Source organism: Paenibacillus typhae (assembly GCF_900099765.1).
In the GTDB taxonomy this organism is placed as follows: Bacteria; Bacillota; Bacilli; order Paenibacillales; family Paenibacillaceae; genus Paenibacillus_AQ; species Paenibacillus_AQ typhae.
Window position 1 is genome coordinate 11,946 of the sequence record NZ_FNDX01000017.1, and the last position, 23,054, is coordinate 34,999.

The following is a 23,054-nucleotide window of genomic DNA, read 5'->3' on the forward strand; positions in this document are numbered from 1 at the left end:
TATGACTAACTCCTTTTTATTGTTTTGATATAGATACATTAATATTAACAAAATATTACATCAGTTCAAAATAAATAATTATTCTGTTGCGCAGTCCGACGAGACAGCGCAGCGGCGGACAGCAATTATACAGCAGCAGTTATTTTGAGGATAAGCTGTGTTAGCAGAGTGAAAGAAAAAGAGCTGCTTTCGCAGCTCACTCAAAAAGCTATTCTGGCATAATCCAAACAATTTCAGAGATACGTACGAAGAATTTTGTGCCTCTGGTATCCAATATAACATGATCCGGCTTTACATCCATCACACAACCGCTGATTCCGCCGCGTGTGGTTTCAATCAACACACGCTTACCCCGAACGGACATCAAGGTTTCAACGACGAAGGGATCAACAGGGTAGACAGTTATAGCATGCGGCATTGTGTACATTGGCTGATAGTTATTCAAGTTTTTTCCTCCCAAATAGTTATGCATCATCCTATGCAGATGCCTAATGAAAGAGCTAGGCAAGAGCCCATTTTAGGGTAGACGGTAAATGTAGTGACACAAATACGAAATAAGATACTGGTTAGGGAGGCAACAGACATTGGCATGAATCAGATAATGCTTAATCTCCTGCAGTACGGTCCGTGGCTGGTAGTGACTAAGGGAGGTGACTCCTGCCGCCGCCTGGCTGACCGTCATTACAGCCGGCAGACCGTAGGTTCCCCGCAGTTCACCCGCCCCGGCAGGAATCTGGTACTGCGGACGGCGTTGGGGATGCAGTATGGTTACCTGGTCAGGCCTGCGGGATGACGGGTGACGCCTGGGAATGCACAATATTCCGGAATGAGTCCAGCGGGCTCAGCAGCGAAATGATCTGCGCCGCGGTCACCGCAACGCAAGCAGAATGAGGCGCGCCGCTGCCGGACGGCATTATCAACGATGTTGACGCGGACAAGGTGCGCAGCAGTAATCCGGGTTGCTGCTTCAAAGCAGCAGGCTGGCGGCAGATCGGCAGGAGCAAGTGACGAGGGCTGGTGCTGCTGCAATCGCGGCAGCTCTCAACGAAACAACAAGTCTTAAGCTGCCGCATTTTTTGTTAAACTTCGTGTCCCGTTAGCTCATTAAATCCATCACTTGGTTTGCATATGTAATCCATTCTTTTTTATCAGTGTTTATTTCTATGGTCGGCAGGATAGATAAACTAGATTGTTTATGTAATTCCGTTTGGGTTTGGATAAAATTATCTACTGAATTTCTGATTTCTTCAAATGTTTTGTTCTCCCAAACGTGTGGTGTTCGACTTTGCATTCTTTGCTCTACGTTGTCAGAGGATACGGTTAATAAAACACATTTTGCCCCGAGGTTAAATAATTCATTTTCAAGCGATTCAATTTCTTGTGAAGAATCGGTGGGAAATGCTACTCTATGGCTCAAATGAAATCTTTCCAATATAAAAAAAACACCTCTTGATGCCCGAGATGCATCTGGACCCAGATAAGCTGCCCATTCGTTCAATTGTCGTAACATGTTGATCCGTTCTTTCAGTAACTTAAGGTGTTCATTACGATTTAACCGTTGAAAATCTCCTTTAACATTGTTAAAGACTTGAGAATAATCTTCACTTAGAACAATGATACTACGCTCCGATGAGTCATCTTGTGCATGAAGTTTCTTTAGGGCTTTTAAAACAGACGTTTTTCCTGCATGTGAAAAACCTTCTAGAATTACTCCTCTTATATGGCTCATTTAACACCTCAATTTTGAGATTATTTGTAATTAATTATATCAAAGATTACTAAACAAAATCCAGGAAATGGTAGCCGAGACTTTCAAAAAAACTACCATGTTAAACTGCTCTTTAGCTTAATAAATCTTTTGAGAGTCATAGTGATTGTTGCACAGTCCGAAGATATAGCATCGTACCATGCAATATGCAGTTTTTTAAACAGGAATAAAGAGGAAAAGCAAAATGTGAATGCGAGGGGTTGAATCAGGGTATAAGAAATGGAACCAAAAAGGAGTGATATGAGATGAAATCCAAGCGCTCGATGAACTCTAACTATGAACACACAACGGATTCGGAATCACTACTGAAAGAACTGGAGAAACACCCGAACCGTAAACCTGATAAAGACGATATAAAGCGGGTTGCCTCAATGGTTAATGAATACAAAGGCAGCATCAAATCCCATCTGCATGAACAACAGGAACAAAAGGTTGGGCAAGGGGAGCGTTTTGCGGATTGGGTTGCGAAATTGGGGGGCAGCTGGCTATTTGTTATCAATTTCGGTTTGATTGTCATTGTATGGCTCGCGTACGACAGCAGCCGCAGCTCTTTATTTATACTCAGCTTTTGTTTATCCGTGTTTACGGTTTTTCAAGCAGCAATGATCCAAATGAGCCAAAACAGGCAAACTATAAAGGACAAACAGGAACAAATGCTGGATATCGCGATTAACTATAAAGCCGAAAAAGAGAATCTTGAAATGCAGGAGAAACTGCACAAAATTGATAAACAGCTTCAAGCTATCGAAAATCATTTAACGTCAACGCGTAATCCTAAATTTTTTTAATGGATGAAGTCAGAGTTATTTATGCATCAAAAGCTGTGCCTAAGCCATAAAAAAGTGCGCCCCTCCAGTTTCCTGTCCGCTGAGGGCACGCACTTATTCTACATTATATAGACACTATTCTCTGGCCACCGCCATTTCCCGCTCCAGCTCCGCCTCAATTTCTTCATTGCTCACGACAGCTTCCTTTGTCTCCATTATCCCCAAATGCTGCTTAATCAGCTTCAGATCGCTTTGTACCTCCCTGACTCTGGCATGAATGCTGAACAAGAAACCAAAACCCACCGCAAGCATCGTAAGCAGCCCGTATGGACCAAGGAAGGAGGATATAATGATAGCGGTTACAATTGCAACGATGGTTCCAAGTATGACCATTCGCAAGTCTCCTCATCTCTAAATAATATAGTTTATTCAGTGCCTGTAATGTTTATTTACGGAAATTTAAACAGATACAGTTAAGAATAAACCGTTATTTCCTTATATCTTCAAAAATCCTTAGGCAGACGGAATTCGAGATTACAAATAACTGCACTCTGTACAACTATTCTGTACTTTTTTAGAGAGTCCGGAGGGATAACTGCATTCTATGCAACTAAGTTGACCCATTTCGCTGAAAAATGCGATTTTGGGCTATCTTAGTTGTATAAAGTACAGTTAACTCCACGAAATATTCTAGATTTCGGCGTTTTAGTTGCACAAGGTACACTTATCCAGCGACTGGGTCGCGAAGCCTTACCACGGAACCGCTTATCGCCGGCCGGATGGACTGCCTTCTAACTCTGCAGCGCCTTCCGCACACTCAAAATATACTTCGCCTGGTCCAGCGGGTTCACGCCGCGGCGCGTGCGCTCGGCGGTGACGTCCGGCGGGCACGGCTCGTAGCCGGCGAAAGCGGAAGCGAAGGTGCTGCGTCCCTTCGTGTAGGAGCTGAGCGTCACCGGATAATCCAGTGACGTGGCCAGCGGCAGCCGGCCCTCGATGATCATCCGCTCGCCCTGCAGTACGGGCGGCTCGAAGCTGCCGCGCATCTGCACGAGGTCGTTCATCACCCGGCCGGCGTTCTCCTCCGGCACGACGATGCGCACGGCCAGAACCGGCTCCAGCAGCCGGGTGCCGATCCGGTTCAGCCCGTCCATCAGGCCCATCGGCGTAGCCACGGCAAAATCCAGCGGATGGGTATGCCACACATGGTGGTTCCCCTCCACCAGCGTCACCTTCAGGTCGGTAACCTCCCAGCCGTACAGCCCCTGCTGCAGCGCCTCCGGTACGCGGCGCGCCGTCTCGTTCTGGTACTGCGGCAGCAAGTCGGAACTGCGCACGACCGATTCATATACAAGGCCGCTGCCCGGCGGCCCCGGCTCAATATGAAACCGCAGAATCGCCCAGCACGGCTTCGGCATCAGGTAGGCGACATAGCCTTCGCCCGCAGCACGCGGCGTTTCCTTGTAGATCACCGACGGCTGGCCGAAGGTGACCTTCAGGCCGTAACGGCTCTGCAGCACACTGTCCAGCACCTCCAGCTGGATCGGCCCCATTACCTTAATGTGCAGCTCGCGCTCCTCCGGCAGCCACTCGGCGCCGAGCTGCGGATCCTCGTCCGCCAGCTCCTGCAGCGCACCGATTACCTTGTGGTCGTCCATGTCTGCGTCCCAGAACACCCGCACGGTCAACAGCGGCACAGCGAGCTTCGCCTCCTGCGGAACCGCATCCGGCCGGCCCAGCACATCGCCGATCCGCACGCCGGACAGGCCGTAGACTACCGCGATGTCGCCGGCCTCAAGCGCGCCGACATCCTCGGTACGGCCGCCTTCCACCTTGCGGATCTGCGTCACTTTGGCCTCTGTAGCCTGGGAGTAGTTCGTTACCGTATCACGGTTACGGATCGTGCCCTCATAGAGGCGGACAAAGGCCATCCGGCCCATGCTTTTATCCCGCTGGATGTTATAGACGATACCGGACACCGGCTGCTCCGCATCTCCCCCCGCCCTCGGAAAATAGTCAATCATCGCATCCAGCAGCTCCGTAATGCCGATCCCTTTAGCCGCAACTCCGTACACGAGCGGGAACAGGCGCCCGGCAGCAGCGGCGGTCTGCATATATTTTTTCCAGTAGAGAAGATCAGTCTCCCCGCCCGCCATATACAGCTCCAGCAGCGACTCATCCCGTTCCGCCAGCGTCTCCAGAAGCTCCGTCCGAGCAGCCGTATCCGACTCAACAGACCACAGATCCGCTGCCCCGCGATAATCCTGCTCCCTGCCGAGCGGCTGCTGCACCGGAATAATGTCACCGGACAGATAGGTCCGCGCCTGTGCCAGTACAGCTTCCGGGTCCGCGCCGGTCCGGTCCATTTTATTGACAAAAATCAGCGTAGGAATCCCCAGCTTACGCAGCGCATTCCAGATCATCTCACTCTGCGCCTGTACACCTTCGACCGCCGAGAGGATCAGCACCGCGCAGTCCATCACCCGCAGGCTCCGCTCCACCTCAGACAGAAAATCGACATGCCCCGGCGTATCGACCAGGTTCACCTGCACCCCACGCCAGCTAAAAGAAGCCAATGCCGCCCGGACAGAAATGCCCCGCTGCCGCTCCACCTCCATCGAATCCGTCACCGCCGTACCGCTGTCCACACTGCCCAGTGCGCGGATACGCCCACTTTCATATAAGATATGCTCCGTAGTTGTCGTCTTCCCGGCATCGACATGGGCAAAAATCCCGATATTCATACGCTCTGCGCGTTGCTGCTGATTCATCTATTGTCTCCAGTCCTGTATTTAAAAGTTATAATAGCGCTCTCATCCCCTTAGTGTACTGCGAAAATGCAGCTCGGATCAATGCCATAGCCTGCCGCGGGTGGTTCATCCAGGGTCATGCGGGTATTAGTTACTGACGTGCCGGAAGGCTTTTCAAGTAGCAGCTCACAAAACTTTGAGCAAATGCTTCCGAAGCGAGTTTTGTACGACGAATCCCAGGAAGCGCAGCTCACAAAATTTTGAGGAGGAATCATCATGGCAGATCAGCGTTTACAGGACAAAGTCGCCGTAGTTACCGGAGGAGGCTCGGGAATCGGCCGGGCTACCGCCATCCGCTTCGCCCAGCACGGGGCCCAAGTATATATGCTCGACCGTACGCCGGATGAAGCCAATGAGACGAAGCAGGCGATTGAGGATATAGGCGGAAGCGCAACCGTAATGGAATGCGATGTGGCTAACCCGGGAATGATCGAAGAAGCGATTCACCGGATTGGCGAGGAGGCCGGGCGGATCGATGTGATTTTTGTTAATGCCGGGATTAACGGGACGATGGCTCCTATCGAAAAGCTTACCGTGGATGAGTGGGATGAGACGCTGAATACCAATCTGCGCAGCACCTTTACCACTGTGAAATATGCCGTTCCTTTAATGAAAGAGCACGGCGGCAGCATTATCATCACCAGCTCCATTAACGGCAACCGTGTGTTCTCCAATGCGGGTGCGTCGGCGTATGCTTCTTCCAAAGCGGGACAGGTTGCCTTTATGAAAATGGCGGCGCTTGAGCTGGCCCGGTATGCAATCCGCGTCAATGCAGTCTGTCCTGGTGCTATTGATACGAAAATTGGCGATAATACGTATAAGAGCGATGATCTGGAGGAAGTGAAGATTCCGGTAGAGTTCCCGGAGGGCAGTCATCCGCTGGAGCAGGCTCCCGGCAAGCCGGAGCAGGTCGCGAATCTGGTGTTGTTTCTGGCATCGGATGAATCGTTTCATGTTACGGGGACGGAGATTTTTGTGGATGGGGCAGAATCGCTGCTGCGCGGCTAACCATTCAAATTGCATTTAATTTGTGCGAGTCTGCAACCTTTTGCCGCTTTTCCCCATCTATGAGTATGAGAGGTGAGGCACATGAAGAAATTATCATTCCAGACTGGCGCTAAAAAACTGACAATAGCGTGCGGTATCCTGGCGGCAACAGTATCCATGGGAACATCGGCGTTTGCCTTTTCCGATATGAAGGGCGATGCTAACGAAGCAAAAATCAACGCACTGCACAAGGAAGGCATTGTTAACGGAGTAACCAGTGATTTGTTCGCGCCAAAAGCGAAAGTAACCTTTGCCCAGGGCGTGCAGTTTATCGTCAGCGGCCTGAAGCTGTCCCCTACCGAATCCGGTAAGGCCAGCGACTATTTTGACAAAGTAAAGGATAAAGCCTGGTATGCGTCCGCATTCGTAACAGCTAAGCAGAACGGTCTGTCTCTGGACAAAACCGTAGATCCGAACGGAACGATCACCCGTGCCCAGTTCGCCCATCTGCTGACCCAGGCGCTGCAGAGCAAAGGAAATTTCCCGGTCACTCTGATGTATGCGAACGTAACGGACGGTGACAAAATGACCAAGGAGCAGATGAACAGCCTGCAGATTCTGGTTAACACCCGGATTGTAAGCCTTGGTGCTAACGGCGTCTTCCGTCCGACCGAAGCGGTAACCCGCAGCGAAGCAGCGGTATGGATCCACGATGCAGCCAAATTCGCGAGGGAAGTAATCACTCCGGACGACAGCACGGAAGCTCCGGCTTACGAATACGATGCGGAAGTGAAGCTGGAAAAAGCGGCCGACGGCATCAGCAAAGCCACCGTCACCGTGAACAACCTGCCGAACCCGGGCTATGGCCTGGCCATCGACAAGATCGAATTCGGCAAGAACAAAACCGCTGTAATCTACTTCAGCGTAACCAAGCCTGATCCGAACAGCATGTATCCGCAGGTCATCTCCAGCGCATCTGCTGTGACTTACCTGCCGGAAGGCTACACTGCAACAGTGCAGGCTTCGGATGGCAATGCAGCTGGTTCGAACTCAGCAATTAAATTGAAATAAGCTATATTAAAAAAACAGGCCGTGCTTACCTTAAAGGTATGTGCGGTCTGTTTTTGTGATACAAGCTGCTCTAGCATTATTGTATTTCGAATAGAATATTATCGGGAGGCAGCCGGTCCGTTTTGGTAGTTTTCTCACCGTGCTGGGCTTTAAATTTCACGTCATACGTTGCAGTAGCCCCGGCTGCAATGTCGAACACCTCTGGAACATCCGTATCCCCTTTGTAAGCGTAAGCATAACGCTCTTTAACCAGTCCCAACTCTTTGTTAAGGTCTGCCTGCATCGTAAACCGCGAGTTGCTGCGTGTATGGTTACTGACGGTAATTTGACAACTAAAAGTAACGTCCCCCGCCTCACTTACCAAAAAATCATACAGATAACTTTTATCCTGCTCATAGACAAACTTGCCGTACTCCCTAATATATTTGGTCCCAACTGTAACAGCTCCCAGCACGATGAGTAGTATTGTGCAGATTACAAAGAGCTTTTGTTTCATCAGCGGGCTTCCTTTCTGTAGGTTGTTTGTAGAGTGCTGTTTGTCATAGCTCAGAGCCATCTACTCAGTTCCAATTTTTTTGGGGCCCTATTATTCTTTTTTTAAGTACACCGGCAATCAACAGCATCCAGAGCAAGCTGTTCCCTATAGCATGCACTATCCAGGCCCAAAGCAGCCCGTTTAATTATCCATGCCCAGCTGCCAGGCATTCCCTCCTGAACAGGAAAGATGAGCCCTCGCCACATGATTTCTTCACTCAACATCGCAAAAAGATGCAGGGAGATTGTTTGATGCAAAGCACGAGAGTAATGGACCGTTGACGCAAACTGCGTTACAAATACTATGCTTTTTTCTTCTGAATCAACTTCTCAATATAAATCCAAACATAGTAAGTAATCCAAAAAGCCATCGCCGTTCCAGATAATGCAAAAGACCTTTTAAAGGATGATAGATTGAAAGCTAAGACGATCCCTAGAATGAGGAACGGCGGTAAAAGGATAAAGTATTTTCTTATATGCAATATGACTAACTCCTTTTTATTGTTTTGATATAGATACATTAATATTAACAAAATATTACATCAGTTCAAAATAAATAATTATTCTGTTGCGCAGTTCGAAGATACATTACACCATGCATTCAGGTAGCATGCCAGCCGTAAAAATCATGAAACAAAAAGAAAACGCAGATTCCCACCATGACGGGATTGCGTCTCCTAATACACAGCCCTATTCAGTTATGGCGTCCACTCATCATGCAATATCCCCACCAGAATTCGGTTCTCACCAATCTTTTCAAAAACAAGCCACAGACTCCGCCAGTCCATCCACTGATATTGCAGATTTATGCTGCTAATGTGGAGTTGTATCCCATCAAATGCTAGTCCTGCTGTTTTTTTCTTCTCTATATAAATCTATGTGTGGTAAGTATGAACTTACTCATTCTTATTAACCTGGGAGAAGATGACTCCAAAAAGGATCCCGAAAATAAGGCCAAACAAAATGCTATCAAGTGCTACCCAAAATATAACTCCGAAGCAAAGGCCTAAAGAAACGCCGGTCGTAAGCGATTTATTATTCATGGTAAACACCTCACTTTTTTATTTACTACGAATTGGTGATATAAAAGTTTCTAAAATTTCACAAATCTAAAAATAAAAGAAGACTCAGATTCCCATACTACGACGGGATTGCGTCTCCTTTTAACAGTTCTATTCAGCTAAGGCGTCCACTCATCATGCACAATCCCTGCCAGAATCCGGTCCTCTCCAATCTTTTCAAAAACAAGCCGCAGACTGCGCCAGTCCATCCCCTGATACTGCGGATCAATGCTGCTGATGTGGTAATCTACATAGTCATATTTGTCGGCGGGGTATACCTCATTGATGTTATTGATCATCGTCCCCTTATTCTCCGCCTGGTTGAGCGTAATTTTTGCGTCATTTACGAAATCCGCATCATACACAAACCGTTTGAAATATTCTGCAAAAGTCAGCTTAATCGGCTCTCCGCTTCCGGCGAAGCTTCCCCAGGTGCGTTGTTCGGTGTCCTCCATCAAACCGCTGATCTCCTCTTGCGAGAATACAAGGTCGTTCTCAATGTCCACATAACCATATGGTGAAAAGCGTACCCCCTGATCCCTCGATACCCAGGCGGACAGGGTCTTCATATTGCCGTTCTCCAAGGCTCTCATTACTGTCGAGGCCGCTTCGAGTGCTGTCGGCGGTGTCCCTTCGTCCGGTACTGCGGACGGGGATGCAGAAGCAGCTGGCGCAGCTGAAGGTTCCGGTGACTGGCTTGGTGCCGGCGTCTCCGCTGCAGGCTGTTCTGTCTGTACCGGTGTTGCTGTCACCCCAGGCTCCGCTGCCGGCGTATTGCTGCAGGCTGCAAGAAGTACGAACGCCGCGGCAGCAAGGGCCAGCTTACCAGTCTTTTTTACAGTATGCATAAAACCCCTCCTTATTTTATTGCTGATATAGATTAGACGGCCGGGCGGCAGCTTTTGTTGCTGGATCAGCCGGCTTTTCCAAGCCTAAACGTACGCTTTTGGCTTAATTGACGGCTTCTATAAAAATACACAATTCCCGCTTTAATCATGGTGATGAAAACGCTATAATTTTGTTCAAGTGCACAAAGAATATTATTATGCCGCGCAGGGGGCTTCTTGTCCGGCCCGGCAGAGGAGGATAAACCGTTTGTTTCAGCTCTCAGAGAAGCAGGCACAGGAAATTGTAGACAAAATGATGATGGACATCCCCTACAACATCAACATCATGAACCATGAGGGCATCATCATCGGCAGCGGAACCCGGGAACGGGTCGGTACGGTTCATCAGGGAGCGGTTAAAGCTCTTGCTACCGGAACAATGGTCGAGGTTTGGCAGGACAGCCGTTTTGAGAAAAAAGGCACCAACGAACCGATCGTCATCGCCGGCAGCCGTGTCGGTGTAATCGGTATATCCGGCAATCCCGACGAAGTACGCCCCTTTTGCAACATCGTCCGGACGACCGTCTCCCTCCTGATCGAACAAAGAAACGCCCTTGAGGATCTTGCCAATGAGGCGAGCCGTAAAAAAGCCTTTCTGGAGCTGCTGCTATCCCACCAGGGAGCTTACACACAGAAGCTACGTAAGGAAGCCGCTGCCTATCAGCTTGATCTATTGCTCAAGACCACGGTACTGCTGCTCAGGAACTTTGTCCCGCAAGAAACACAATCCAAGCTGCTGCTTACACATCCCTCCTTCCATATCGAGGAGGACAGCTGGCTTATTCTGGTTCAGAATCAGGAGGACTGCACCACGCTGATCCACCAGCTGCTTGACGGACAGGCCCGCGCTCTGCTGGCTGCCGGTAAACAGGAAGCCAATATCGCCGAGAGCTACCGCCAGGCCAAATCGGCGATGGGCATCCTGCTGGCACTCAAGCCTGAACAGCAGGCCATTCATTATGCCGAGCATGAATTCTTAGTGAAGCTGAGCCACGCCAATCTCACCGCAAGTGCCGGCACCGTAGTCAAGCTGGAGGATACCGCCGATCTGCTGGAGACGCTGCGCAGCTTCATTAACCATAACTGCAGTGTCTCCCAAACTTCGGAGGCGCTAAACATCCACCGCAACACCCTGCAATACCGGCTGAAGCGGATTGAGAGCCTGACCGGCAAAGATCCGCGCAACCTGCTCCAGCTGCTGGAGCTTACTTATGGCTTGCTGGTATTGTATAAGTGACAACGTGACTAGTTATTTATAATTAACCAGCCTCAGTGAGACTGCTCCTCCAGTCAGCAAATGATTCCATAGTACAAGTCTGAAAAAGAGGCCGTCTCCAGCACATTTACATGCTCTGGAGATGGCCTCTTTTTGGGTTATTCCTCTACTCTGTGCTGCCCCGTTTTACTCGGCCAGCTTCAGCACTCTGGCGATATTCTCACAGGTCCGTTCGACGTTGGCTGGACCATCCTTCAGCAGCTTGTCCAGCTCGGAAGCGCCGGGAACGATGCCGAAGATCGCGTCGATGCCCTCGGCATACAAGGTGTCGATGCCTTCACCGATATAACCGGCCAGGGCGATGACTTTTTTGCCGCCGGCCTTGGCGGTCGCGGCAACGCCGTAAGGGGTCTTGCCGAATTTGGTCTGGAAGTCGATGCCGCCTTCCCCCGTGAATACCAAATCAGCGCCGGCCATTTTCTCTTTTAGCCCGGTATATTCGATCACGATCTCGATACCCCGCTGCAGGGTCGCCCGGGTGAAGATCATCAGCCCCGCGCCAAGCCCTCCGGCGGCTCCGGCACCCGGCAGGTCGCGGACGTCCTTGCCTAGCTGCTGCTTGACCACCTCTGCATAATGGGCCAGATTGGCATCGAGCTGCTGAACCAGCTCAGGTGTTGCGCCCTTTTGAGGCCCGAATACAACCGAGGCGCCCCGTTCGCCGCACAGCGGGTTGGTCACATCGCAGGCCACAATCAGCTGCACCTGCTGCAGCCGCTCATCCAGACCCGACACATCGATGCCGGCCAGACGGTCCAGACTGCCGCCGCCGCGCGGCAGTACCCCGCCGTCTGCGTCAAGGAATTTTGCGCCAAGCGCCTCCGCCATTCCGGTGCCCCCGTCATTCGTCGCACTGCCGCCGATGCCGATGATGATGCTGCGGATGCCGCGGTCCAGACATTCCCGGATCAGTTCGCCAGTACCATACGTTGTGGTGATCAGCGGGTTCCGGTCTGCCTTATTCACCAGCTGGATGCCGCTGGCCGAAGCCATTTCAATAGCTGCCGTATGGCCGTCACCCATGATGCCGAACTGCGCGGTAACCGGCTCGCCCAGTGGCCCTGTTACTTCTTTTGTGTACATTTGCCCGCCCGAGGCATCAACCAGGGACTGGACTGTGCCCTCTCCGCCGTCCGCCATCGGGACATGTATATATTCAGCATCGGGATAAACCTTCCGCAGCCCTTTTTCCATTGCGATACAGACTTCTTTCGCGCTCATGCTCTCTTTAAACGAATCCGGTGCCAGTACAAAGGTTTTCTCTCTCATTTCCTCACCCCATGTTTAGTTTAGAACAAAAATCCGTAGATAACTGTAGCCACAACCGCCATCGTACCGCCGACAATCGCCTCGTAAGGGACAACGCCCATACGCTGCTTGATGCTCATTTTCATACTGTCCGCAGTGACGTGGAAGTAGTTCCCCTGCGGCAGCGAGTCGATAACCGTCGCTCCGGTGTGCACCATGACAGCCGCCGCCAGCGGAGCGGTACCCATATCCAGGATGGCCTGCCCGAAGGAGCCGGTTGCCAGAATAACGCCTGTTGAGGTTGAAGCCGTAGCTGCCGCCATCAGAATCCCGGAGATCGGTGCCAGGAACGTGCCGGAAATACCGGCCGTTTCAATCAGCTGCACCACCTGGGTGGACAGATCAGATGCCGAGATCAGACCGGCTATACCGCCGGCGCCGATCAGAATCAATACTGTTGCCGTCATTTTATTAAGACCGGAAGAAGTGTAATGCAGAATTTTCTTGCTCTGGCCCATAGCCAGCATACCTACAATCCCGGCAATCGGCAGGATGTACAGTGCATCCACCTTAAAGTTAGCCAATGCGTCAATGCCGGACAGCGAGCCGATCGGATTAATCATCAGCAGGATGACCGCAACGAGCGGAGCGACAATGGCTTTGCCGAGCGGCGGATACTTGGAGGTGTCGATGCTGCCGTTCTGCGCTTCCTCATCCGTAACCATATTCCCTTTTTTCTTCAGCAGGGAGGCGACAATTACCGTTACAATCAGACCGCATATAGCCGGAATCAGGCCGGCCAGCATGACATGGCTCAGATCAAGATCGAAGCCGCGGCTGCGGCAATCGTATTCGGATTGGGGGAAATAATGTTTCCTGCCTTGCCCCCGCCGGACAGTGCCAGCAGCAGCGCCGTTTTGGAAATGCCCATTTTGTTGCCTACCGACAGCGCGATCGGCGCTACAATCAGCACTGCTACCGGAATAAATACGCCTACTGCGGTAATAATCATCGTTGCCAGCGCCAATGCCAGGATGGCTTTGCTGCCGCCGAACTTGCGCACGATTGCCTGGGCTATCGTCTCAGCCGCCCCCGACTCCATCATCACTCCGGCTAGTACACCAGCCGCAAGCACACGCAGCACTGTTCACATCACACTTTGTGTACCGCTTACAAGAACGCTTACAGTCTGCTCCAGGTTGGCGCCGCCAATCAACGCTCCGGCGATCGCCCCCAGAAACAAAGCATATACAGGATTGAGCTTTCTCAGTATCAGAATAATGGCTAACGCCAGTCCCGCCAATGCCCCATACCAGCCAATTGTTAATCCTTCCATTGTTAATCCCTCTAGCACTCATGTTGAACACGCTTTCAGTATAATGGCTCACAGAGAGAAAAAATATTGATGAACGGACGAAATCCGTTGTGCAGTTGACCAACCCGGTATTCCGCCGATGAAGACATATAAAAGCGGCTACTACTCTTGGTGCCCAGAGCAATAACCGCAACCTTTTGATTATAAACCTGTCTCCATACCCGCAAAATTTTAACGGACACAGGAAGCGTTATTTGCCTGTTTTTAACCAGTTTGTCCCGCTAACGGACTCAACTGCACTTATTTGAACGAATATGCTTGTCCTTTTCACATTTCCTTCACAGATAGCGTCACTGGAGTCCGCAAGCCCAGGCGAATAGCTTAGAAGTGTGAAAATAACGTCGTCTCGATCCGTTAGAACAATATGCTCCTTGAGCCAGCAGAAGTATTCCCGCCGCCAGGTATCCTACCTCTCTCCGTCATTTCAATGCGTTAGAGAACTGTGGTTCACTTCGCTAACGGACACAGTAAGCGTTATTTGCCTGATTTTCTGTATTTTCTCCGGCTAACGGACTCAGTTGCCCTTATTCATGCGAATACACTGCCTTTTTCACGATTTGTTCACGGATAACGTCACTGGAGTCCGCTAACCCGGAGGATAGCTTGGAATTGTGAAAATAACGTCGTCTCGGTCCGTTAGAACATTGTGGTTCTGTAGGCTCAGCGGTTAGTTAGGTACAGTCAGTGGTTGAGCCGTGGTTCGATAGTGGAGTGGCAGTAGTTTGATATTGATGCGGCGATCGTTAGGGGTTGGATAGTGGTACAGTTAGTTACTCGATAATGGTCGTAGGCTTTCAGTAGTGGTCCAATGGTGGTTCGGCAGTGGCTTAATGTTACCTCGACAGTGATTTATTATTGTTCTGACTGGGGCTTAGCAACGGTTAGTTAATGGTTAGTCAGTCGTTAGTCAGTCATTAGTCAGTCATTAGTCAGTCATTAGTCAGTCGTTAGTCGTTGGTCAGTCGTTAATCAGCCGTTAGTCAGTGGTTCGATAGTCGCCAGGTAGTCGCTCGATAATGGTCGGCAAAGATTCCGTAGCAGCTTTGTGGCGGCCCGGCAACACTTCGGCAGGATTCACCAGCGGTTTGGTACAGTCTTCAGTTAGTCCACGGTTTGAACATGGCCAATTGATCTCAGTGGCCTGAACCAGGCAGCAGGAACCTGCCCTGCAACAAAAAATGCCCCCTCTGCCGTTTCCGGCTTGGGGACATTTCTGTCAGTTAGTCTTCAAACCGCACATTAATGTGCATGTAACATAAATCCAGCTGCAGCCTACTTCACACTTCCAGCAGCCTCACGCGGCTGGCGCATGGTCAGGCTGACGCGGCCTTTTTTCAGATCGACGCCGAGCACCCAGACGGTCACGTTGTCGCCAACGGAGACAACGTCCATCGGATGCTTGACGAAGCTGCCGCTGAGCTGGGAGATGTGGACCAGCCCGTCGTTTTTGATGCCGATATCGACGAAGGCGCCGAAGTCGATGACGTTGCGGACGGTTCCCTGCATCTCCATGCCGGGAACCAGGTCCTCGATCTTCAGCACATCCGTGCGGAAGATCGGCAGCGGCAGCTCCTCGCGCGGATCGCGGCCCGGACGCTGCAGGCTCTCCAGGATGTCGCGCAGTGTAGGCACGCCGACATCCAGCTTCACGGCCAGCTCGGCCGCATCCTGTGCTGCGAGTTCAGCCGCGACCTCGCGGCTGCCGAGCTTCGCTACGTCCAGCCCGAGCTCGCGGAACAGGCGGCCTACCACCGGATACGATTCCGGGTGGATCGGCGTGCGGTCCAGCGTATTCTCCCCTTCGGGAATACGCAGGAACCCGATGCACTGCTCATAGGATTTCGCGCCGAGGCGCGGCACCTTTTGCAGTGCCTTGCGCGTGGTGAACTTGCCGTTCTCCTCGCGGAACTTGACGATATTCTTGGCGATCGTCGAGTTGACTCCCGCCACATACGAGAGCAGCGACGGCGAAGCCGTGTTCACGTCGACGCCGACATGGTTAACGGCCGATTCCACGACGGCCTTGAGGCTCTCCTCCAGATGCTTCTGCGAGACATCATGCTGGTACTGCCCGACCCCGATCGCCTTCGGGTCGATCTTGACCAGCTCCGCGAGCGGGTCCTGCACGCGGCGGGCAATCGATGCGGCGCTGCGCTCGGCCACATCCAGATCCGGGAACTCCTCCGCCGCCAGCTTGGAGGCGGAATAGACGCTGGCTCCTGCCTCGTTCACGATCAGGTACGCCAGCTCGGGATCACCGACCTCGGCAATGACCTCGGCGGTGAACTGCTCCGTCTCCCGCGAGCCGGTGCCGTTGCCGATGACAATCAGCTTGATGGCGTATTTGGCAATCAGCTCCTTGAACTTCACCGCCGCCTCCTTCTTCTTGTTGTTCGGCGGCGTCGGATAAGTCACCGCCACCTCCAGCAGCTTGCCGGTGTCGTCGACGACAGCCAGCTTGCAGCCGGTGCGGTACGCCGGGTCAACGCCGAGCACGTTCCGGCCCCGGACCGGCGGCTGCAGCAGCAGGCTGCGCAGATTGCCCGAGAAAATCGAGATCGCCTGCGTCTCGCCCTTCTCGGTCATTTCCCCGCGCACCTCACGCTCCACGGAAGGTGCAATCAGACGCTTGTAGGCATCCTCGGTCACAGTCTCCAGCAGCTCCTTGACCGGGGACGGCCCCTTGATCAGCTTGCGCGTAATAAAGCCGTGAATCTTATCGGGAACGATCTCGATCCCGACCTTCAGCACATTCTCCCGCTCTCCGCGGTTGATGGCAAGAATGCGGTGCGGCGGCATTTTATGTACCGGCTCACGGTAGCTGTAGTAGTTCTCGTAGACACTCTCCTGCTCCGCATCCTTCGCTTCCGAGACGAGAATCCCCTGGCTCGCTGTGTACTGGCGGACCCAGGCCCGGATGGCCGGATCATCGGCGATGTTCTCGGCGATAATGTCCATCGCGCCTTGCAGCGCCGACTCGGCACTGTCTACACCCTTCTCCGCATCTATATATTTAGCAGCCTCTTCAAGCGGCTGACCCTGGCGGCGCTGCTCCATCACCCAGTCCGCCAGCGGCTCCAGCCCTCTTTCCTTGGCCACGCTTGCTCTGGTCTTGCGCTTCTGCTTGTAAGGACGGTACAGATCTTCAACTTCCTGCAGCTTGACCGCCTTCATAATCTGCGCCTGCAGCTCAGGGGTCAGCTTGCCCTGCTCCTCAATGCTGCGGATAACGTCCTTCTTGCGGTCACCTAAGTTACGCAGATAGGCCAGACGCTCCTCAATGTCGCGCAGCGCATTCTCGTCCAGCTCGCCCGTCATTTCCTTACGGTAGCGCGCGATAAACGGAATCGTGTTCCCTTCGTCCAGAAGCCCCACAGTGGTCCGCACCTGCTTCAGGCTGATGCTTAGCTCCTTGGCGATTGCCGCAAGGATCAGTTCCTGTTCCTGCCGGAGTGCTGCATCATCCTGCTGACTGCCGGCATTCATATTCTCTGCTGCCAATAGTATCCCTCTTTCCGCACACGTGCTGATCTCATCATTGCCTAACTAAAATAGTATCACAGATTGCCGCTGCGCCAAAGTTACCGGGATACTGCATCACCACACTGCACGCCAAAAGCTTACTTCGCCTGCACACTGCGCCGGGCCATCCGTTTAGCCGAGCTCAGGGAGAGCAGGAAGCAGAGAACCAGCACAAACGCAGCTGCCGCATAAGGAAAATTAATGTCCAGGTCGAACAGGATACCGGCAACAATCGGTCCGGCAATATTACCAAGGCTGGTGTACGCCGAGTTCATCCCCATTACGAAGCCCTGCTGCGTCTCTCCGGCCATTTTGGACAATTGGGTGCCGACAGCGGGACGCAGAATATCCATCGCAAGGAACACGATAAACGTCACGGCCATAATCAGGAAGTAGCCATGAACGAACAGCGTGAGCAGAATGAATACGCCGGAAGCCAGCAGACTGATGGAAATCACTCTATTTTCGCCAAAACGGTTCAAAATCCAGCTAAACGCAGTCAGCTGCACCACTGCCCCGGCAATCGAGCCGAAGGTTAGCACAAAAGCGATATCCTTAGGCGTAAAAGCGAATTTATGATCGACGAACAGTCCGAACACCGTCTCATAATTGGCGAGGCCAAACGACATGACGAATACAATGACCAATCCGACAAAATAAGGCTCCCGGTAAGAGCGCACCAGCTGGGAGATCAGACTTTCATTCTTGTGCTGATCCGCCGCTTCATCATGAACAGGCGCTGCAACACGCGATTCCGGCAACAAAATAAACGTGATAATAGCTACAAAAGCCGCTGCAATTGCCGCCGCGAAGAACGGAACACGGATACCGAACTCCGCCAGATAACCGCCGATCCCCGGTCCGATAATGAACCCTGTCGTAATGGCCGCATTAATCATCCCCATCCCCTTGGCCCGTTCATCCATCGAGGTGGTATCGGCCACGTACGCCATAACCGCAGGCATAATCATTGCCGCTCCGATCCCGCCCAGCATCCGGGCCACGAACAGCATCCACGGCAGCTCAGCCACACCGAACACTACCTCGGACAGGGAAAAGACGACCAGCCCCAGCACGATAATTCTTTTCCGGCCCATCCGGTCAGATATTCTGCCGGCAAGCGGCGAGACAATCAGCTGGGTCAGTGAAAAGGCGGCGACCAGCATCCCGACGACACTGCCCCCGATATGCAGCTCATTCATATAAGTCGGCAGAATCGGCACCACCAGCCCGATCCCCGTAAACGTTAAAAAGATACTGATCATCAGCATCAGCATTGCGCCGCGGTTTCTTAATAGCAACGACATTGTGTTTCCCTCCGTAATACAACCGTTATGTTTATTAAATATCTGCCTATCCTGCATATAACATTCATATCTATAAAAAAGTTATACAACTGCCACAAGACCGACCATCCGGTCTAATTAATAGCATGGAAAACATTATGTCAACTATCCGCTATCCGGCAGGTTGGGCTTGAAGCTCATCCGGCAATCCTTCAGGCCCGCATCCCCTGCAGCAGCAGCCGTATGCCATCCCGGTAATACTTCATTACATCCGCCGGCCCCTCCGTGGGTGCCGTAATCTCTCTGACTCTGCCGATTCCCTCCAGCATACCGCAGACAATCACCACATAATGATCCAGGTTGCCGCTGACCAGATACCCAGAGTCCATTCCCTCCTGCAGCAGATTGCGGCAGGCCATAGCCCCCGATTCATACAGCCGTGACAGCCGCAGATAGATCTCCTCCGAATGGGTACGGGATCTTGCGTACTCCTCAAGTCCGCCAATCAGCGGATTCTGAAAATCCCCCGCGTAATGCTCGCCAAGCGCATAAAAACGCTCCTCAATTCCTGTGATTCTGCCCCGGATCACGTCCCATTCCGCGAGCCACTGCTCCGTATCCTCTTCGACGATGGACAGAAACAGCTCATCTTTACTAGGAAAATGATGATACAGGCTGCCTTTGCTCACTTTTGCAGCTATGCAGACTTCATTCATCGTGACCGCCGCGTACCCCTTTTGCACGAACAGGCTGGCTGCCTGCTGCACAATGCGTTTCTTCGTTTCTTCTCCATCCGAGCGTCCTTTTATACCCGTAACCCCCTTCTAAACCGACCATCCGGTCTAATTATAGCACAAGAGTGATGATGACTTCAAAAATGGTTGTTGGAATACCAGCCGTACATACTAAAAAGACGTACTGCCTACGCAATACGTCTTCCCTGATTACGCGAATATCGGTTCTGTCCCGGTCTAAAAATCGATCAGGCCCAGACTGATTTGCAGCGAATCATCCACCTTTTTCATCGTATCATCGTCCAGATGGGTGATCTTATCGGTTAAGCGTTGTTTGTCAATCGTTCGAACCTGCTCCAGCAAAATGACGGAATCCCGGTCAAAGCCGTGAGCAGCCGCATCAATCTCCACATGCGTCGGCAGCTTGGCCTTCTGGATCTGGGCGGTGATGGCCGCCACAATAACCGTCGGGCTGAAACGGTTGCCAATATCGTTCTGTATGACCAGTACCGGCCTTACTCCGCCTTGTTCAGAACCTACAACCGGCGAAAGGTCGGCAAAAAAAACGTCGCCGCGTTTAACGATCAATATCTACACCCCGCTTACTAAGCGGCCAAGAGTACTGTCTGCATCTTCCTCTGCGAGAAACGCCTCGCTTGCCATTGTCAAATTGATCTTAGCCATCTCCATGTATCCCCGCTGCATCGACTCCCGGATGGTACGCTTTCTGCGTTCCGTTAAATACAGCTTCATGGCCTGCCTGATCAATTCACTCCGGTTAGAGTTCTCCAATTGGGCTATCCCATCCACTTCCTGCAAAAGATGATCGGGCAAACTGATCATAATTCTTTTGGTGTTCTGCAAATTGGCCAACTTCTCTTCCACCCCCACAAGCCTTCTGCCCTTGTGTTCCAGTGTTACAATATACAAGGAATTTTATACAAGGAATATATGCAGATAGTATATCAAGTATGCTGCATCCCATTATAAACTAGAAATGGCGGTACGTATAGACTATATGTCACACTCGCCTATACGATTATCCTTTGTATTCTTTTCCTGTATAAGATAACCTGTCACTAAATTAGGACTTCAGCAGTGGATTCACCAGGTTGGGGGCAGCACCTTCACGTATATATACGCGCGGTACACGGTGAGCCAGCATACAGATGACTTCGTAGTGAATGGTGCCTAAATGGAGCGCCAGTTCATCCGCCGTAATAGAGGCGTTGCCCTGGCGTCCGATGAGTACAACCTCTTCGCCAGCTTGGATTTGTTCCGCTTCTCCAGCGAAAGATTTGAGCGTTACCATACACTGGTCCATGCAGATTGTTCCGACGACCGGAGCGCGGCGTCCGCGTATTAGCACCTCCGCCTTGCCTGTCAGCATGCGGGAATATCCGTCTGCGTACCCCACCGGGAGCGTTGCAATAACCTCTTCGCTGTCCGTGAAGTAGCGGGTGCCGTAGCTGATGCCAAGCCCAGGCGGCAATGTCTTGATATATACCGCCTGTGTCTTCAGCGTCATTACCGGGTGTAAAGCCACGCGCTCGTGGTTTACCTCTGTTGAGGGATAAAATCCGTACAAGCTTATGCCTACACGCACCATGTTACTGGATAGGAAAGGTGTATCAATGGCCGTAGCGCTATTGCCCGTATGTATGATCGGGATCTGTATTTCCTTGTCCCGAAGCGTTTCCGCCACGCTCATGAACCGCCGGTACTGCATCAGTGTATAGCTTTTGTCTTCTTCGTCTGCTTTGGCAAAATGAGTAAACATGCCCTCCAGCTCCGCCTGCGCTGTCCGGTGCACTTCTTCGATGAAAGCGGGCGCATCGGCCGGCAGAAGCCCCAGCCGTCCCATCCCGCTGTCAATCTTGATGTGTACCTTCAGCCGGTGCTCCGGATCTTCTGGAAGCTGTCTTACCGCCTCCAGCACCTCCGGCGTGAATAGTGTTACGGTCACCTTGTTCTCCCAGGCAACGGCTATGCCTTCCGGTGAGGTATAGCCCAGCACCAGGATAGGAAGTAGTATTCCCGCCTGACGCAGCTCCAATGCCTCATCCAAAAAAGCCACACTAACATAGTCCGCTCCAAGCCGTTCAAGCTCCCGCGTCACTTCCACTGCCCCATGGCCATACGCATTTCCTTTGACGCATCCCATAAATTTCGTTTCCGCCGGCAGAGCCGCCCGGAAAGCTTCATAATTGGCACGCAGATCATCCAGATTTATCTCGGCAACTGTAGGTCGATAGCTTGCTTGCACTTCAAGGTCACCTTCTTAATTGTAGTAAAACACCGTCACGGATAACCGCAGCGTTTGTAGTCTTACTGCCAATGGTAATCTTAGCGAAGGATGCTGTCAATGTGAGCATGGCTATCTTTTTGCTGATTGTCCAGAGGTCCCGTCATCATCAATCCATAGTACAAAAAAAGCGGATACGGCTTGTAGAGGATTGGCTCCCACAATGCACTGTATCCGCCTACTGAATATTACTTACCCGATTGTGCCTGCATAGAAGCGGCAATCTGCATCATTTCGTCAAGCGGCAGATTCGCGCTTGTAATCCGGAATTCCACACCGTCATTCATCCAGGTGAGCGTCTGCTGCTCATCGCCGGTAAGCGCTCCTGCAGTGAATCCGAGATCAACCAGCGTCGCCGGAGCCAGCGATACGGCGCGGTCCAGCGGACGGGCTTCCATAATCGTATACTGGTAGTCCCCTTCATAACGGATGAGCACTGCATGATCCTTGTTGCCCTCGATCTTGTGATAGTCCTTAAAGGTTACACCTGCCGGTATGTATTCCGGCTCAATAACCCCGAAATCGCCCAGCTCAGCTGTTACCTGCTCCGCATTTTCTTCCCCGGCCGGTGCTGCTACCGGATTGCCGTTTTCGTCAACCTCGGCCACTGTGCTTTGGGAAGGGGTGCCGGTTGCCATATTCTTTTGCATATCAAAAGAATCCTTGGTGAATTCGGGATCAAACTTGAAGCTGTCGAACTTCACGTCCACCACGACCTTGGCTTCGGAATCGGAGACCTGCACCTGCTTGGGCTCGTAGGTTTTTTTGGCCAGCCAGATCTTCTGCCGGACAAGTGCGCTGCTCTGGTAGTTCGCCGCCACCTCGAATACGTAGTTGTCACCTTCTTCGGTCAGCTGGCGGTTGTTGTCGGCAGTAATGCCGCGCAGCAGTGTCTGGTACAGATACACCTGACCCTGATTATCCGGCCAGTCGCTCTGGAAGCGGAAGCTTTTGCCGAGGCTTGGGGTGAGCACGAATACTCCTTCATCGTTGCGCAGCACGATCTGCGTTACATCCTTCTGCACATTGGAGAGGCTGATGCGGTAATACGAAGGGTTTTTGTACCATACCTCCACCTTATACTCCTGCGGCTGCTCGCCGGTATAGAGAGTCATCGTGCCCGACCCCTGATAGGCCCCCTGCTTGCTCTCCAGCTTGTCAGACACAGCATTCAAATCCTTCACCACGGAAGCGGCATCCTTCTTCCCGCAACCCGCGAGCACCAGGGCCACGCTCATAATGATCGCGAGTACCCATGTTATCCGGCGCATGACATCATCCCCTTAACCTGTTTTGAAAAGCATTGATTAGTACATGTCTATGAGGGACTTGCCTGCATTATGCAGACGGGCATGACAAGCCGGAAGGAAGTGCTCAAAGACTTCAGATTTATTTATTTTTATATCATATTGCTTACACAAAT

The 23,054-nt window shown here is 51.9% G+C and carries 20 protein-coding genes and 1 pseudogene; 5 read left to right on the top strand and 16 right to left on the bottom strand.

Features of this window, described 5'->3' with window-relative positions:
• Positions 1-208: 208 nt before the first annotated feature.
• A complete protein-coding gene (locus tag BLR64_RS15240) occupies positions 209-427 on the bottom strand; it encodes a DUF2642 domain-containing protein (protein WP_244157723.1) in 219 nt (72 codons plus the stop codon).
• Between the two features lie 162 nt (positions 428-589).
• Between BLR64_RS15240 and BLR64_RS15245 the strand changes: the two genes are divergently transcribed.
• On the top strand, positions 590-793 hold the full coding sequence (locus BLR64_RS15245) for a hypothetical protein (RefSeq protein WP_090715399.1): 204 nt from the start codon (positions 590-592) through the stop codon (positions 791-793).
• Positions 794-1,096: 303 nt separating this feature from the next.
• Here BLR64_RS15245 and BLR64_RS15250 read toward each other — a convergent pair whose 3' ends face one another.
• Entirely contained in the window at positions 1,097-1,729 is a 633-nt protein-coding gene (locus tag BLR64_RS15250) for a hypothetical protein (RefSeq protein ID WP_090715401.1), read from the bottom strand.
• Positions 1,730-2,013: 284 nt separating this feature from the next.
• Between BLR64_RS15250 and BLR64_RS15255 the strand changes: the two genes are divergently transcribed.
• Complete coding sequence (locus tag BLR64_RS15255) at positions 2,014-2,556, top strand: DUF1003 domain-containing protein (protein ID WP_244157717.1); 543 nt, start codon at positions 2,014-2,016, stop codon at positions 2,554-2,556.
• A 114-nt stretch (positions 2,557-2,670) separates the two neighbouring features.
• Here BLR64_RS15255 and BLR64_RS15260 read toward each other — a convergent pair whose 3' ends face one another.
• Both BLR64_RS15260 and BLR64_RS15265 read right to left on the bottom strand, forming a co-directional pair.
• The gene (locus tag BLR64_RS15260; protein WP_090715402.1) at positions 2,671-2,928 is read right to left on the bottom strand and encodes a hypothetical protein; all 258 of its coding nucleotides are present in this window, start codon (positions 2,926-2,928) and stop codon (positions 2,671-2,673) included.
• Between the two features lie 398 nt (positions 2,929-3,326).
• Entirely contained in the window at positions 3,327-5,306 is a 1,980-nt protein-coding gene (locus tag BLR64_RS15265) for a GTP-binding protein (protein WP_090715404.1), read from the bottom strand.
• A 255-nt stretch (positions 5,307-5,561) separates the two neighbouring features.
• Here BLR64_RS15265 and BLR64_RS15270 point away from each other — a divergent pair, with 255 nt between their 5' ends.
• The gene (locus BLR64_RS15270) at positions 5,562-6,353 is read left to right on the top strand and encodes an SDR family oxidoreductase (RefSeq protein WP_090715405.1); all 792 of its coding nucleotides are present in this window, start codon (positions 5,562-5,564) and stop codon (positions 6,351-6,353) included.
• 81 nt (positions 6,354-6,434) lie between these two features.
• Complete coding sequence (locus BLR64_RS15275) at positions 6,435-7,403, top strand: S-layer homology domain-containing protein (RefSeq protein ID WP_090715406.1); 969 nt, start codon at positions 6,435-6,437, stop codon at positions 7,401-7,403.
• 76 nt (positions 7,404-7,479) lie between these two features.
• Here the strand turns inward: BLR64_RS15275 and BLR64_RS15280 are convergent, their stop codons facing one another.
• The 3 genes from BLR64_RS15280 to BLR64_RS15290 all read right to left on the bottom strand — a co-directional run bounded on the left by BLR64_RS15280 (position 7,480) and on the right by BLR64_RS15290 (position 9,846).
• A complete protein-coding gene (locus BLR64_RS15280; protein WP_090715408.1) occupies positions 7,480-7,899 on the bottom strand; it encodes a hypothetical protein in 420 nt (139 codons plus the stop codon).
• 934 nt (positions 7,900-8,833) lie between these two features.
• Complete coding sequence (locus BLR64_RS31305; protein WP_482194141.1) at positions 8,834-8,980, bottom strand: glycine zipper domain-containing protein; 147 nt, start codon at positions 8,978-8,980, stop codon at positions 8,834-8,836.
• A 137-nt stretch (positions 8,981-9,117) separates the two neighbouring features.
• Positions 9,118-9,846 (bottom strand): hypothetical protein, encoded by a 729-nt coding sequence (locus BLR64_RS15290; RefSeq protein ID WP_090715411.1) that lies wholly within the window; start codon positions 9,844-9,846, stop codon positions 9,118-9,120.
• A gap of 247 nt (positions 9,847-10,093) precedes the next feature.
• Between BLR64_RS15290 and BLR64_RS15295 the strand changes: the two genes are divergently transcribed.
• Positions 10,094-11,122 carry a CdaR family transcriptional regulator gene (locus BLR64_RS15295; protein WP_090715413.1) on the top strand — a complete coding sequence of 343 codons (1,029 nt, stop codon included), beginning with the start codon at positions 10,094-10,096 and terminating at the stop codon, positions 11,120-11,122.
• A 165-nt stretch (positions 11,123-11,287) separates the two neighbouring features.
• Here BLR64_RS15295 and BLR64_RS15300 read toward each other — a convergent pair whose 3' ends face one another.
• The 9 genes and pseudogenes from BLR64_RS15300 to BLR64_RS15340 all read right to left on the bottom strand — a co-directional run bounded on the left by BLR64_RS15300 (position 11,288) and on the right by BLR64_RS15340 (position 22,902).
• Positions 11,288-12,430 (bottom strand): glycerate kinase family protein, encoded by a 1,143-nt coding sequence (locus BLR64_RS15300; protein ID WP_090715415.1) that lies wholly within the window; start codon positions 12,428-12,430, stop codon positions 11,288-11,290.
• Between the two features lie 20 nt (positions 12,431-12,450).
• A pseudogene (locus BLR64_RS15305) lies at positions 12,451-13,745 on the bottom strand (GntP family permease).
• Between the two features lie 1,311 nt (positions 13,746-15,056).
• Entirely contained in the window at positions 15,057-17,270 is a 2,214-nt protein-coding gene (locus BLR64_RS15310) for a Tex family protein (protein ID WP_090715542.1), read from the bottom strand.
• Between the two features lie 134 nt (positions 17,271-17,404).
• Positions 17,405-18,613: an MFS transporter gene (locus tag BLR64_RS15315; protein ID WP_090715416.1), complete on the bottom strand. Its 1,209-nt coding sequence runs from the start codon at positions 18,611-18,613 to the stop codon at positions 17,405-17,407.
• 191 nt (positions 18,614-18,804) lie between these two features.
• Positions 18,805-19,359, bottom strand: coding sequence for a TetR/AcrR family transcriptional regulator (locus tag BLR64_RS15320; protein WP_090715419.1), 555 nt, complete (start codon positions 19,357-19,359; stop codon positions 18,805-18,807).
• Between the two features lie 204 nt (positions 19,360-19,563).
• A complete protein-coding gene (locus BLR64_RS15325) occupies positions 19,564-19,914 on the bottom strand; it encodes a type II toxin-antitoxin system PemK/MazF family toxin (RefSeq protein WP_039870351.1) in 351 nt (116 codons plus the stop codon).
• Positions 19,915-19,917: 3 nt separating this feature from the next.
• Positions 19,918-20,199 carry a CopG family ribbon-helix-helix protein gene (locus BLR64_RS15330; RefSeq protein WP_039878289.1) on the bottom strand — a complete coding sequence of 94 codons (282 nt, stop codon included), beginning with the start codon at positions 20,197-20,199 and terminating at the stop codon, positions 19,918-19,920.
• Between the two features lie 211 nt (positions 20,200-20,410).
• Entirely contained in the window at positions 20,411-21,592 is a 1,182-nt protein-coding gene (gene alr, locus BLR64_RS15335; protein ID WP_090715421.1) for an alanine racemase, read from the bottom strand.
• A gap of 227 nt (positions 21,593-21,819) precedes the next feature.
• Entirely contained in the window at positions 21,820-22,902 is a 1,083-nt protein-coding gene (locus BLR64_RS15340; RefSeq protein ID WP_090715423.1) for a LolA family protein, read from the bottom strand.
• Positions 22,903-23,054 lie beyond the last annotated feature (152 nt).